This is a genomic window from Polynucleobacter yangtzensis, assembly GCF_001595965.1.
GTDB classification, from domain to species: Bacteria; Pseudomonadota; Gammaproteobacteria; order Burkholderiales; family Burkholderiaceae; genus Polynucleobacter; species Polynucleobacter yangtzensis.
In genome coordinates this window covers 566,175-579,158 of the sequence record NZ_LOJI01000001.1, presented here as the reverse complement: position 1 = coordinate 579,158, position 12,984 = coordinate 566,175, and the positions used below count along the sequence as shown (strand labels likewise).

At 45.6% G+C, this 12,984-nt stretch carries 17 protein-coding genes; 8 read left to right on the top strand and 9 right to left on the bottom strand.

The annotated features are described in order from the left end of the window. Positions 1-59: 59 nt before the first annotated feature. From JaK3_RS03080 to JaK3_RS03045, 8 genes are all read right to left on the bottom strand, one after another. A complete protein-coding gene (locus JaK3_RS03080; RefSeq protein ID WP_068320557.1) occupies positions 60-368 on the bottom strand; it encodes a high-potential iron-sulfur protein in 309 nt (102 codons plus the stop codon). Positions 369-555: 187 nt separating this feature from the next. Then, on the bottom strand, positions 556-780 hold the full coding sequence (locus tag JaK3_RS03075) for a hypothetical protein (RefSeq protein WP_068320555.1): 225 nt from the start codon (positions 778-780) through the stop codon (positions 556-558). Next, a complete protein-coding gene (locus JaK3_RS03070; protein WP_068320553.1) occupies positions 777-1,817 on the bottom strand; it encodes a hypothetical protein in 1,041 nt (346 codons plus the stop codon). Before JaK3_RS03070 ends, JaK3_RS03075 begins: the two co-directional genes overlap by 4 nt. 4 nt (positions 1,818-1,821) lie before the next feature. Continuing rightward, positions 1,822-2,601, bottom strand: a complete 780-nt coding sequence (folE, locus tag JaK3_RS03065) for a GTP cyclohydrolase I (protein WP_150114185.1) — start codon at positions 2,599-2,601, stop codon at positions 1,822-1,824. Positions 2,602-2,639: 38 nt separating this feature from the next. Continuing rightward, entirely contained in the window at positions 2,640-3,011 is a 372-nt protein-coding gene (locus JaK3_RS03060) for an MAPEG family protein (RefSeq protein ID WP_068320551.1), read from the bottom strand. A gap of 26 nt (positions 3,012-3,037) precedes the next feature. After that, positions 3,038-3,670: a glycerol-3-phosphate 1-O-acyltransferase PlsY gene (gene plsY, locus JaK3_RS03055; protein WP_068320549.1), complete on the bottom strand. Its 633-nt coding sequence runs from the start codon at positions 3,668-3,670 to the stop codon at positions 3,038-3,040. Between the two features lie 57 nt (positions 3,671-3,727). After that, the gene (gene xerD / locus JaK3_RS03050; protein WP_068320547.1) at positions 3,728-4,651 is read right to left on the bottom strand and encodes a site-specific tyrosine recombinase XerD; all 924 of its coding nucleotides are present in this window, start codon (positions 4,649-4,651) and stop codon (positions 3,728-3,730) included. Next, positions 4,644-5,129, bottom strand: a complete 486-nt coding sequence (locus JaK3_RS03045; protein ID WP_068320545.1) for a YajQ family cyclic di-GMP-binding protein — start codon at positions 5,127-5,129, stop codon at positions 4,644-4,646. Before JaK3_RS03045 ends, xerD begins: the two co-directional genes overlap by 8 nt. A gap of 146 nt (positions 5,130-5,275) precedes the next feature. Between JaK3_RS03045 and JaK3_RS03040 the strand changes: the two genes are divergently transcribed. Both JaK3_RS03040 and murB read left to right on the top strand, forming a co-directional pair. After that, positions 5,276-6,280 (top strand): GSU2403 family nucleotidyltransferase fold protein, encoded by a 1,005-nt coding sequence (locus tag JaK3_RS03040; protein ID WP_068320543.1) that lies wholly within the window; start codon positions 5,276-5,278, stop codon positions 6,278-6,280. Positions 6,281-6,326: 46 nt separating this feature from the next. After that, complete coding sequence (murB, locus tag JaK3_RS03035; protein WP_068320541.1) at positions 6,327-7,364, top strand: UDP-N-acetylmuramate dehydrogenase; 1,038 nt, start codon at positions 6,327-6,329, stop codon at positions 7,362-7,364. Here the strand turns inward: murB and xseA are convergent. Next, the gene (gene xseA, locus JaK3_RS03030; protein WP_068320538.1) at positions 7,361-8,575 is read right to left on the bottom strand and encodes an exodeoxyribonuclease VII large subunit; all 1,215 of its coding nucleotides are present in this window, start codon (positions 8,573-8,575) and stop codon (positions 7,361-7,363) included. The genes murB and xseA overlap by 4 nt on opposite strands. 313 nt (positions 8,576-8,888) lie before the next feature. On the opposite strand from xseA, the gene JaK3_RS03025 reads away from it, so the two are divergent. The 6 genes from JaK3_RS03025 (at position 8,889) to adk (ending at position 12,976) form a co-directional block, all read left to right on the top strand. Further along, a complete protein-coding gene (locus JaK3_RS03025; RefSeq protein WP_068320536.1) occupies positions 8,889-9,536 on the top strand; it encodes a MotA/TolQ/ExbB proton channel family protein in 648 nt (215 codons plus the stop codon). Then, complete coding sequence (locus JaK3_RS03020) at positions 9,533-10,000, top strand: ExbD/TolR family protein (protein ID WP_068320534.1); 468 nt, start codon at positions 9,533-9,535, stop codon at positions 9,998-10,000. Before JaK3_RS03025 ends, JaK3_RS03020 begins: the two co-directional genes overlap by 4 nt. Before the next feature lie 48 nt (positions 10,001-10,048). Continuing rightward, entirely contained in the window at positions 10,049-11,134 is a 1,086-nt protein-coding gene (lpxK, locus tag JaK3_RS03015) for a tetraacyldisaccharide 4'-kinase (protein WP_068320530.1), read from the top strand. A gap of 98 nt (positions 11,135-11,232) precedes the next feature. After that, positions 11,233-11,412, top strand: coding sequence for a Trm112 family protein (locus JaK3_RS03010; protein ID WP_068320528.1), 180 nt, complete (start codon positions 11,233-11,235; stop codon positions 11,410-11,412). Between the two features lie 20 nt (positions 11,413-11,432). Continuing rightward, positions 11,433-12,197: a 3-deoxy-manno-octulosonate cytidylyltransferase gene (kdsB, locus tag JaK3_RS03005; RefSeq protein WP_068320526.1), complete on the top strand. Its 765-nt coding sequence runs from the start codon at positions 11,433-11,435 to the stop codon at positions 12,195-12,197. A gap of 113 nt (positions 12,198-12,310) precedes the next feature. Beyond that, a complete protein-coding gene (adk, locus tag JaK3_RS03000; RefSeq protein ID WP_068320523.1) occupies positions 12,311-12,976 on the top strand; it encodes an adenylate kinase in 666 nt (221 codons plus the stop codon). The last annotated feature ends 8 nt before the right edge of the window (positions 12,977-12,984 follow it).

Sequence of the window (12,984 nt, the reverse complement as noted above, 5' to 3'; positions counted from 1 at the left end):
AAATAGACTGCCTAAGCAGTCTATTTTGTCCGATGCAAGTCGAAGCTTGTGTCTTTAAGTTAGGCCTTTTTAGCGTAAGCAGAACACCAACCTGGACCAGCAACTTGCTTACCAGCAAATAATGAACAGCCGCCGGCAGCAGAACCAGGCTTACCTTGATAGAGAGCACAGTTGTCACACTTTTGACCGGCGGCATATTTAGGGAACTTCGCTTTGTCTACCTTAGAAGCATCAGCCTTGTAACCCAATGCAGCAGCTTGTGGATCAGTTTCAGCAACCATTGCTTGAGCTTGAACTTTACCGTTCAATGCCAAAGTGCAGGCACCAGCAGCAGACAAAATCATAAATTGGCGACGACTATTTTTCATGGGTTCTCCAAAAAGTAAAACAGCGAATAATTTAAAAGCGCATTCTCAAATAAGAAGACCTTTTAAAACTAGAGCTGATCATAGTGGAGAAGATTTAATGCTGCTAGCTACCACGTAAGTCAATGATTTATATAGAAATATAGATGAGAATTATTCTCAGAAAACTTTGCACTCTCGCAAAGCGTGTTTACTTCCAACCCTTGAGATTCATGCAGCCTATCCATTGCCGATAGTGAACACCGGAACCCACTTCCGGATAGTCCTCTTGGCACTCCCTGAGATCTTTGTTGTAAGTAGCCTTGTTATTTTTGGCGGGGTCTTGGTTTTCGGATGGAAATGAAGTGCAAGCAGCCAAACCTAATGCGGTAGCTAAAACAAAATAAGTTAATAACCCACTAAAGCACAGTTTCATCTCACGCCTTTATTTGTTACTTTCATGTAAGCGCCATGCTTACCGCATGCACGATTGAATGCAACTGCACTAAATGAATCTTTAGCACCAATGTTTTCCTTTGTAACGCTGACTCCACCAGATTTTTCACCAGCACCTTGAGTAAGTAAGCTGTATGTATTGCTTTGGCAATTTGCCGTGAATAAATAGTCAGCTTGCTTCGGAAAATCTTTTTCCATCAAATAGGAGCTGAGCTTCATTTGGCGGACATCATTCTTTACATCAATAACGGTAACCACGTTATTGACCACCTCATAAAACACTGGAGTTTTTTCCGAAGGCACCTCTACCGAAGCCGGTGGTGGCGGTTCGCCGGGAATAATGCTTACAGCGCTTTTTTGTTCTGGTATGCCCTTTTGGGCCTTAGCTCTTTCTTGCGCCTCTTTTGCCAACTGCATTTCTTTTTGGTATTGCGCAGTATCTCGAATCACTTCTTTGCGAGCTTGTACTAAAGACATTGGACTAGTTTGGAATAAAAAGTAATTAATATTTTGATCATCAATGAATTTTCTGCCGCATACCCGAGTTCGCACATAGGCCATTGCTGTGCGTCCTTTAATTTTGACCCAGCCAGAACCATTGACTGGTTTGATGTCAACAGCGTTGGGGTCTTTGGGTACCAAGTTCTTTGTGTATAGCGTTTCTGACCACTGATGATTACCAAAGCAATCTATCTTTTGTCGGTAAGGCCCAACAATCGTGGCATTAAATAACTGCAGATTATTCTGCTCTCGTGGCGAGAAGAATGCATCAAAGGCAACAACCCCTTCTTCATCTTCAGTCAGCGTGTAGGGGTCATAGAACCACAGCTTAGTCTTTGACTCAGCCAATAAGATCCAAGTACGGTCTGCAAAGTCTTTTTGATTTACTGCGGGCACATTAAAGAACGGGGACTCTACTTCCTCATCCATGAATGCTTGATAGTCTTGTCGCCTAGGGGTGTTAGAGCAGCCTACGAGCACAAACCCTAGCAACGCAAGAATCAAAAGCTTTTTCATTAAATTACTTACGATCAATCAGAGCTAAGAACTCACGACGCAAATTAGAGTCCTTTAAAAAGGCTCCACGCATCACGCTATTGATCATCTTGGAATCACGATCCTTTACACCACGCCACTGCATACAGAAGTGATCAGCATCCATTACCACTGCAACACCAATAGGCTTAATTTTTTTCTCAAGCATATCTGCCAACTCCACAACAGCCTCTTCCTGAATCTGAGGGCGGCACATGACCCACTCGGTCAGGCGTGAATACTTAGAAAGACCGATCAACGCAGATTCCTTGCTTGGCAACACCCCAATCCAAATGCGACCCATGATTGGGCACAAATGGTGGGAGCAGGCGCTTCGTACGGTGATTGGGCCAATAATCATAAGCTCATTTAAGCGACTCACGTTAGGGAACTTCGTCAGCGCTGGTTGCTCTACATAGCGGCCATTAAACACTTCCTGCACATACATTTTGGCGACACGACGGCTGGTATTTTTAGTGTTGTGATCATTTTCAGTATCGATCACCAGACTTTCTAAGACGGCCTGCATCTTTTCTGCAACTTCATCTACCAGACCCTCAAGCTCTCCTGGTTGAATAAAAGCAGCGATATTGTCATTTGCATGAAAGCGCGCTTTTTGCGCCTCAATACGGCGGCGAATCACTACCGACAAAGGTAAACCTACGTCATCTTTTGCTGGTGTGGTCTTTGTTGATGCCTTCTTTTTTGTGGCGCCTGCTTTTTTGATCGTCGGCTTTTTCACTGCAGCTGGTATTTTAGTTGGCATAAGAAATGTTGTGTCTCAGTTTTTTAATAATTAGTTTGTTAAATCTGGAAAAACAAGCTCACTACACAAATGATTCCCAAAGCCCAAACAATGGATCGTGTCGTTGGCCAGTTGGCAACATAACAAATCAAGTAAGCAATCCGCGCAGCCACAAAACCTAGCGCTAGAAGATCAATTCTAGCTTGCGGTGCATTGGCAATTGAAGCAATGATGACTGCGGCAAAAAAGAGAGGCAATGACTCAAATAGATTGGCTTGTGCGGCATTCGCTCTAGCCCTAAAGCCAGTTTGCTTAGCAAGCCATTGTCTTGGTAAGGCATTGTCATAACCCTCAAAACCTTTTTTAGCGATACCAGCAGCTACATAGGGCAAAAGACCCATAAAGAGAACACAGGCGTAAGCAATTGTCATAGTTGAGGTCTTTACTTTGGGGGTCTTTAGTTTGGAGTATTTTTAGAACCAATACGACTTTCGGTGCCATTCATTAAATTTTGGATATTGCTACGGTGACGCCAAATCAATAAGAGGCAAACTATCAGTAGCGCAATACCCATTGGCTGAAGGCCGAACAAGAAAACAAAATAGATGGGGCCAAAGATTGCAGCAGCTAGGGCAGCTAATGATGAGTAGCGCATAAACATTGCCACAATAATCCAGGTGCTCAGAGTGGCTAAACCTAAAATCCAATTAATACCAAACAAAATACCGCAGGCAGTGGCAACACCTTTACCACCTTTAAACCCATGAAATATTGGAAAGAGGTGACCCAGGAAAACAGCAATAACTACCCCACAGAGCAACCAAGAATTTAAAGTAGATGTGAGTGACTCATCACCCAGCAATACTCGTGCGAGCATGACAGCAAGATAACCTTTGAGAGCATCGCCAATCAAGGTCAATACTGCTGCTAATTTGTTACCTGTACGCAGAACATTCGTGGCACCCGGATTACCAGAGCCATAAGAGTGAGGATCGGGTAAGCGCATGCACTTGCTCACCACTACCGCAAAAGAAACGGAGCCAATTAAATAGGCAATGGGGATAAGCAATAGATCGAGGGTCAATTCCATACCGCTATCTTAAACACTTATAGCCTGAGCAAGCCGCAACCCTTGGTCTAGGGCTTATTAAGAGCCGCGCGGATGATGCTGCTGGTGAATTGATTTGAGTCTTTCTCTAGCCACATGGGTATAAATTTGGGTGGTAGAGATATCAGCATGCCCCAAAAGGAGCTGCACCACCCTTAAATCCGCCCCATGATTGAGTAAATGGGTCGCAAAGGCATGGCGCAGGGTGTGAGGTGAAAGCGCTACAGAGATATTGGCTACTGTGGCATAACGCTTAATCAGTGCCCAAAATGCCTGCCGGGTTAAACCAGCGCCCGTATGACGACCAACAAAAACAGCATCTGATGTTTTGCCCTCTAGTAATGGGGTACGGGCCTCAGCAAGATACTTTCTGAGCCATTGCCCTGCTTCACCACCAAAAGGTACTAAGCGCTCTTTACCGCCTTTACCATTCACCACTCTTACGACACCTTCATTTAATCCAAGGGCTACTGTTTTTAAAGAAACAATTTCAGAGACGCGCAAACCACTGGCATACATGAGCTCGAGCATCGTGCGATCACGCAAACCCAATGGCGTTTCAATATCTGGCGCATTTAACAAGGCGGTAACTTGATCTTCACTCAATGTCTTTGGAAAGCGCAGCGCTTGCTTGGCAGCACGCAATCCCATACAAGGATCGTTCTTCACTAAATTGATGCGTAGGGCGTGACGGTAGAAGCGCTTGAAAACCGTTAAGCGTCGATTGGCAGTGGTTGCTTTATCCGCTCTGCGATAAGCAATATAAGCCGTGAGATCTTTTTCGGTAACGCCATAAAGATCGCCACCAGACTCCTTATAAAGCCACTGCGCTAATAGCAATAAGTCTCTACGGTATGCGGCTAGGCTATTTTGAGCAAGGCCGTCTTCTAGCCAGCAAGCGTCGCAGAAGCGCTCTATGGCCTCTTGGCTTGCTGGAGCTATTGCTGGCGCGACATTAGTCACGGAAATTGTTAAAGCCCAATGGCGCTTCGGTTACTTCTTTCTTGAGCAAAGCCATCGTTTCTTGTAAGTCATCTCGCTTAGCACCAGTCACGCGTACTGCATCACCCTGAATGCTAGCTTGCACTTTGAGCTTACTGTCTTTAATGATGCGCACTACTTTTTTAGCTAACTCTGAAGTAATACCCTTTTGAATCTTCATCGTTTGCTTACGCTTATCACCACCGATCGTTTCAGTTTTGTCATCTTTGAGATAACGCACATCCACATTCCGTTTGGCCATTTTGCCAACGAGCACATCACGCACTTGACCTAACTTAAAGTCATCATCACCAAACAAAATTAAGGCTTCGTCTTTTTGCTCTACGCGGCTATCAGAACCCTTAAAGTCGAAACGATTGCTGATTTCTTTATTCGATTGCTCAATCGCATTCTTGAGCTCAACCATGTCCGGCTCACAAACAACGTCAAATGATGGCATATCAAATCCTTTATATTTACTTGAAGATTAACTGAATTGTCGTTCAACACCACCGCCAAACAACACATCGTATTTTTAAGCTAATAATTCTTGATTATGGGAAATTTTACCTGTAAATTACAAAAATAGATTTTTACAGGTAAAAAATGAAGCCTTTATCGGACCAGCAACGCCTATTCTTAGTGGAATCGGATCAGATCTATAGAGCCTGGCGTGAAGTTCTTTGGCGGCACCGCGACTATAAATACGGTATGCGCTGGAAGAATGTGAATGGTAAGGATTACCTGCTACGGCTCACTAGCGCCTCAGGCAACAGCAAATCCCTTGGGCCACGCACTCCTGAAACTGAGCAAATTTTCCGACAGTTTGAAGAAGGCAAAGCGTTGGCGGAAGAAAAATATCAGAGCCTTAAAGTCAAGCTTGACTCTCAAAGAAAGCTGAATCGCGCGGTACGTTTAGGTCGCATGCCTAGCATTATTGGTGAAATTTTACTAAGGCTTGACCAAGCTCAAGCTCTGTCTGAATTGCGAGTTGTTGGTACTCATGCCATCTTTGCTTACGAGTCGATGGCTGCCGTAGAGCTCAAAATGGATTTATTAGCATCTGGTGATATTGACCTACTCTTTGATGTACGCAAACAAGTGTCTTTGCTAGCAAAAAAACTAGATGGCGAGGGTTTATTAGGCTTACTTAAAAAGGTGGATAAAACTTTTGAAATTTCTACCGCTGAAGGATTTAGGGCAATCAACAAAGACGGTTTTATGGTTGATTTGATTGGGCAAGATAAAGGAATGTTAGCCCCTAAGCCCGAATTATTAGCTCAGGGCGACCTAGCGATTATGGAAGTACCAAATTTAGAGTGGCTGGCGAATGCCCCTCGATTAGAGCAAGTGGTCATTGCGTCCAGTGGGGCTGCAGTGATCATGCCTGTGCCAGATCCAAGAGCATTTGCTATTCATAAGGCATGGCTCTCACATCAAATCCATCGAGAGCCCGTCAAAAAACAACGTGATCTCAATCAGGCATTAATGGTAATGAACTTAGTACGCGAGTATTTGCCAAATCTTCTTATTGATGAACGCACAATGCGTTATTTTCCAAAGGCAGTCATTGAGGAGTCAATCTTAGATCTTAGGGTTCACCCAAAATGATCCATCTATTTTTATTCAATAGACTTGATATGTATAAGATTGCGCTATGACTCGCGCCCAAAATGCGTCCAACTCCGCAAAATTGACTCCTAATTTAGGACTTAAGCACCGCAATACCTTTGGTCTTGATGCAGTAGCCGAACTCGCCTATGAAATCCACGCACCAGAGCAAATTCCAGCGGTGATGTCAGAGATTGCCGGGCAAAAGCTGTCCTGGAGAGTATTGGGCGGCGGCAGTAATGTCATATTACCGAGCGCACTGCCTGGAGCCACTTTACTCATTGATATTCTGGGTCAAGAAATTTTCTCCAGCGATGAAGAAGCTACGTTTCTGTCAGTCGGTGCCGGAGTGGTTTGGCATGAACTCGTTGAGTGGACTTTAGAAAATGGTATGCCCGGCTTTGAGAATCTGGCCCTGATACCGGGTACCGTTGGTGCCGCGCCCATACAAAACATTGGTGCGTATGGCGTTGAGATCGGCGAGTACATCGATCGTATCGAAGCCTTTGATGCCAAAGACCATGCCTTTGTCACTCTCCCAAAAGAGGCATGCTGCTTTGCCTATCGCGATAGTTACTTCAAGCAAAATCCCGGCCGCTTTATCGTGACAAAGGTCGTTTTTAAAATGCCAAAAATTTGGCAGGCTCGCATTCATTATGCGGACCTAGCGAAGCAGTTTCCGCTTGATGCCAATCCTAGTCCGGAAGAGATCTTCCTAGCCGTTTGTAAGATCCGTACTCACAAGCTTCCCGATCCGAAAGTCATCGGCAATGCGGGTAGCTTCTTTCAGAATCCGGTTATTCCGAATGAACAGTACGAAACGCTTCTTAAAACCTACGCAGATTTAGTTTCTTATGCAGACCTACCAGGCAAGCGCAAACTCGCTGCTGGCTGGCTCATTGATCAATGCGGTTTTAAAGGTCAACGCATGGGTGCAGTTGGTGTTTATGAAAACCAAGCCCTAGTACTCGTGAACCATGGCGGTGGCACCGCTGAGGATATTCTTGGTCTTGCTAAATGCATTCGGGATAAAGTGCACGATAAGTTTGGCGTGACTTTACAGATTGAGCCTAATATTTTCTAAGTCTTAGAAGACACTTTCGTAAGCTGCACTTCTGAAACTCCATTGGCTAAATGAATTTCATAATCAGCATTAGCAACTAATTCTTCAGGATCACGCACAGCATGCAGTTGATCTTTCTCTTTACTCAAGATCACTGCATAGCCACGCTCTAGGGTTCTCTGCGGATTCAGCATCTCCAACTGAGATTGATAGTGCGTTTGATTGCGTTTCCAACTTTCCATGCGTACTGACCAAGCTTGATTGAGGCGTTGTTGCCATCCTTGTATTTGCTCGCGCATGCGATCTGGATTGGGCAGTGCGTGACTGAGTCTTAGTGCTAGTTGATCTAAGGTTTGCGCTTCACGTTCTACGCGTTGGTTGATGCGCTGTAACAAGGCTTGCATGATGGCGTCTAACTCTTGCAGCATTTGATCTTTGCGTGGCGCAGCCAATTCTGCGGCACCAGTAGGTGTAGGTGCGCGCAAGTCAGATACAAAGTCAGCAATTGTGAAATCGGTTTCATGCCCAACACCACTGACTACAGGTATTGGTGATTGCGCAATCGCATAAGCCAGCTGCTCATCATTAAATGCCCAGAGATCTTCAATACTGCCACCACCTCGCACCAACAAAATGACATCAACTGCATTTTCTTTTTCAGCCGCTTTGAGGGCAGAAATAATTCCAGCAGGGGCATCTGGTCCTTGCACTAGGGTTGGGTAAATCACAATCGGAATATGTGGCGCTCTTCTTGCTAGCGTACTTAAAACATCTTTTAATGCGGCTGCTTGTGGTGATGTGATGATGCCAATTGATCTAGGATGCGTTGGAATCTCGCGTTTATGCTCCTCATCAAATAAACCCTCTTTAGCAAGTTTGGCTTTGAGCTTTAAGAAGGCTTCATATAAGCCACCCATTCCTGCGCGGCGCAGTGTCTGAATGGTGAGTTGGATATCTCCCCGGGGCACATACAGACCCAGATTGGCGCTCACCTCAACCAAGTCGCCAGATTGGGGCATAAATCCGACCTGGCCATTACGCCCTCGGAACATCACACAGCGTATTTGACCTTCTTCATCCTTTAATGAGAAATACCAGTGCCCGCTGTCATAAGCCTTGAAGTTGGAAATCTCCCCGCTTACCCAGACCGTATCAAAACGATCCTCCAAAGAAGCAGCAATGGCGCGGTTTAGGTCGCCAACACTCAGAATTTCCCTTGATATTTCCGACATTTTTTCTCTTTAATCCCGCATCCATCAGGCTTATGGGCCAATAAATATCCACAGACCCCAATACACCCTGGGTTTAATGCTCATAAGTAAGTAATTACTGACCCAAAACGTCTCATAAATCCAACACCATCATACTAAGCTATTGATTTATATAAAAATTAATCAACTCTAGAAAACGCAGTTGCAGCCATTGATATCCGGTTTCACCATCAATCAAGGACTTACAGCACAAATCCAAAAAAGTTTTGCACAGAGTTATCCACAGGCAAGCTTTCCGAAACAGGCTTTTTAATTCAGCTAAAGTACTGAGCTTATGTACTCCATCTTACTATCCGCTGGCTGGCCTATTTGGCCCCTTCTCATAATTTCTATTTTGGGCTTAGCGATTGCCATTGAGCGTTGCTGGTATCTACGGCAAATCCATATTTTTCCCAAAAACTGCCTCGAAACCGCTTTTACCCTTACCAATCAAATGCTTAGCTCCAAAGGGGGCTCTGCAGTCAGTGACTTGCAGGTTGCCGAGTTAGCCCAACTTTCACCAGCAAGCCCATTATTAGCATGCACCCTCAAAGAGAAGCTCAGTGGCAGTAGTGCCGAAAGTGCTCTCGAGGAACTTCAAGCGACAGCTCAAAGCACTTGGCTCAAATTAGATCGTTATCTTGGCGCGCTCGCTACGATTGCCACCATTGCGCCATTACTTGGCTTGTTTGGCACCGTAGTAGGCATGATTGAAATTTTCGGTAGTCAAGGCGCCATTAATGGTGCAGTAGGTAGTCCTCAGCAATTGGCTCACGGAATTTCAGTGGCGTTGTATAACACGGCCTTCGGATTATTGATTGCGATTCCTGCATTAGCAGCTTGGCGTGGTTTACGTGCGATGGCAAATCAGCGTCAACGAGAGTGCGAAGAGTTTACGCGCCAAATCTTTAAAAAATTGTATCCAACCGATAACGCCAAATGAGTTGGCTAGAAACGCATGCGCATGCAAAGAGAAGATTTTCTCTAGGGGGCACAGCTGCACCAGTAGAGCCTGAGATTAATCTCATTCCATTTATTGATGTCTTGTTAGTGGTGTTGATCTTTTTAATGATTTCCACCACCTTCACGCGCTATCAAGAACTCGCGATTACATTACCTACTGCGAATGGCAGTGAGAGTCAGGCAGAGATCAAGCAGATCCATATAGCTGTTAGCCGCGATGGTCGCTTTGCGATTAACGGCAAAGTGACTGATCGCTCTCAACTGAGCGGAGCATTAATGCAATTAAGTGGGCAAGCAGATAGCAAGAAAGAGTCTACACACAACCTACAAGTCAATATTGATGCAGATGCCAGGGCACCGCATCAAGCGGTGATGAGCGCTCTCGAAGCGGCGCGTGATGCCAATCTCTCTAATATTGTGTTTAGTAGTCAAACCAAAAAATAAGCTATACATTCGAAGTTATAAGACCACGAACTCAGAAATCTATTGTTAATGTCCTTTTCTTTTTTCCGTAAAGCACCCAAGTTCTGGGAACGACGTGGCCCCACGAGTTTGATCTTGTGGCCACTCTCTTGGCTTTATGGATTGATAGTGCGTGCTCGTAAGTTAGTTTTAGACACCGGCCTCATCAAACAGAAACCAGCGCCGGTTCCGGTCATCATTGTGGGAAACATTCGCGTTGGTGGTACGGGTAAGACGCCGATCGTGATTGCACTCGCAGAACGCTTGCAACAATTAGGTTGGAATCCTGGAATTATTAGTAGAGGCTATGGCTCTTCTTCGCAACTTGCTCCACTGCAGGTAAAGAGTGATTCTGACCCTGCATTAGTTGGTGATGAACCCGTCCTAATTGCCAAGCGTACGCATAACCAATTTCCGATTTGGGTATTTCCAAAACGTCAGCAAAGTATTCGCGCTTTATTAAAGCAATTCCCTCATGTGAACGTCATCATTAGCGATGATGGTCTGCAACATACTGGATTGGCTCGTTGGCCTGCCCGTGAAGGTGGTCGCGATATCGAGTTCGTAGTGCGTGATGGTCGTGGAGAAGGCAATCGCTTCTTGTTGCCAGCAGGCCCATTGCGTGAGCCCGCTACCCGTGAGAGAGATGCGACTTTATTGACCGCAAAAGTTAGTGCCCACAAAATCGGCCAGCAAGAAGAATATTTTCAGGGACGCAGAGCGTTCTCGCTCTTAGCTAATTTGGGCGCCGCTTATCAACTCATCAACCCAAATAATCATCAAACGCTTTCTCAAATTGCGGATAGCTATTTACCCAACAAGATTACTGCTGTTGCAGCGCTAGGCAATCCACAGCGTTTTTTTGATGATCTTCTTAGCCAAGGTATTGCAGGAAAATGCATTCCCCTGCCTGATCACGCAAGCTACACCCCCGAGTTTTTTGAAAAGCTCAATACTCAATGCATTCTCATTACAGAAAAAGATGCCGTGAAATGTGCGGCTATTCATGATGAGCGTATTTGGGTAGTGCCACTCTCACTCTCATTGCCAGACAATCTAGCCGAATGGCTGCAATCCATCTTGCAAAGACCGGACCCTTATCGCTACAACCTGTAAGCTAGGTCGCTTGTCCAGACTTGTTGACTACAACGAGATAGCACTACACTGTAACTTCACTTATTTAGACTCACCCACATAGACCTCACTACAAAATCATGGATAAACGACTGCTCGATATTTTGGTTTGCCCTCTTTGCAAAAGCCAGCTCCAACTTGATGCCGTTAAAGGTGAATTGATTTGTAAAGCAGATCGGTTGGCTTACCCTATACGCGATGATGTGCCAGTCATGTTGGTAGACGAAGCGCGCACTCTTAGTAGTGACGAATTAGCTTAATCATTGAAATTTTTCAATCAATGAGCTCAATCTCCAAAGCGCCTGATTTTTTAGTAGTGATTCCAGCTAGACTGGGATCTACCCGCCTGCCTCGTAAACCACTAGCGGATATTGGTGGTAAGCCTATGGTGATTCGAGTAGCGGAGCGCGCTAAGTTATCTCTGGCGCAAAGTGTTGTGGTGGCTACTGACTCACCCGAGATTCAAGCGGCTTGTGATGAGCATCGTATCGATTGCTTGCTCACTAGCGAGAATCATCCAACTGGCACGGACCGCATTGCCGAAGTGGCGCAACTCTTAAAACTTCCGAACGATGCATTGATCGTGAACGTGCAAGGCGATGAACCACTGATTCCACCAGAGTTGATCAATCAAGTTGCGAGCACCTTAGCTGAAAATGCACGTTGTTCTATCTCTACCGTGGCAGTACGGATTAAAGAAGCTGCAGAAATTCATAATCCGAATGTGGTGAAGGTTGTCTTAAACCGCTCAGGTGAAGCTCTGTACTTCTCAAGAGCACCCATTCCTTTTGTGAGGGATGCTCAAGCTATTCAATCAACTGAACATTTACGGCACCTTGGCATCTACGGCTATCGAGCCGACTTCTTGCAGGCCTATAGCCGCTTGGAGCCAGCCCCTCCAGAACAGGCAGAAGCCTTGGAGCAGCTGCGCGCCCTCTGGAATGGCTATCGGATTGCCGTTCATATTGCTCCTGAGGCACCTCCGGCAGGGGTTGATACCCCCGAGGATCTCGAGCGCATCCGACAATTACTGGGCAATTCCTAGAAAAATCGCTTTTCAGGGGTCATTGCCGCCCTTCTCGGGGATAATCCTAGGGATTACATATTAATGAGCCCAACAAAATACGGGACAATGACAGCTCTTCAAAGGGGAAAACAATGCGGTTGATTCTGCTCGGTGCACCAGGTGCTGGAAAAGGCACACAAGCTCAGTTTATTTGCGAAAAGTTCGCTATTCCACAAATCTCCACAGGCGACATGTTGCGCGCTGCCGTCAAAGCGGGAACAGAACTGGGTATTGCTGCTAAAAAAATTATGGATGCCGGCGGCTTAGTTTCCGACGACATCATCATTGGACTCGTAAAAGATCGTCTTACTCAACCTGATTGCAGTAAAGGTTATTTGTTTGATGGTTTCCCAAGAACGATCCCACAAGCACAAGCCATGAAAGATGCTGGCGTGCCGATTGATTACGTTTTAGAAATCGATGTGCCATTTGATGCCATCATTGATCGCATGAGTGGCCGTCGCGTTCATCCAGCTTCTGGCCGTACTTATCACATTAAATACAACCCACCAAAAGTGGCTGGTAAAGATGATGTCACCGGTGAAGACCTGATTCAACGTGATGATGACAAAGAAGAAACTGTTCGCAAACGTTTGCAGGTTTATGACGATCAGACTCGCCCATTGGTTGAGTACTACTCCTCATGGGCTGCGCAAGCCAACTCTGCCGACAAAGTAAAGGCGCCTGCCTATCGCAAAGTCAGTGGCACAGGCAACGTTGAGGACATTACTGCCTCTATTTTTGCGGCATTAAAGTAAGCACCTAA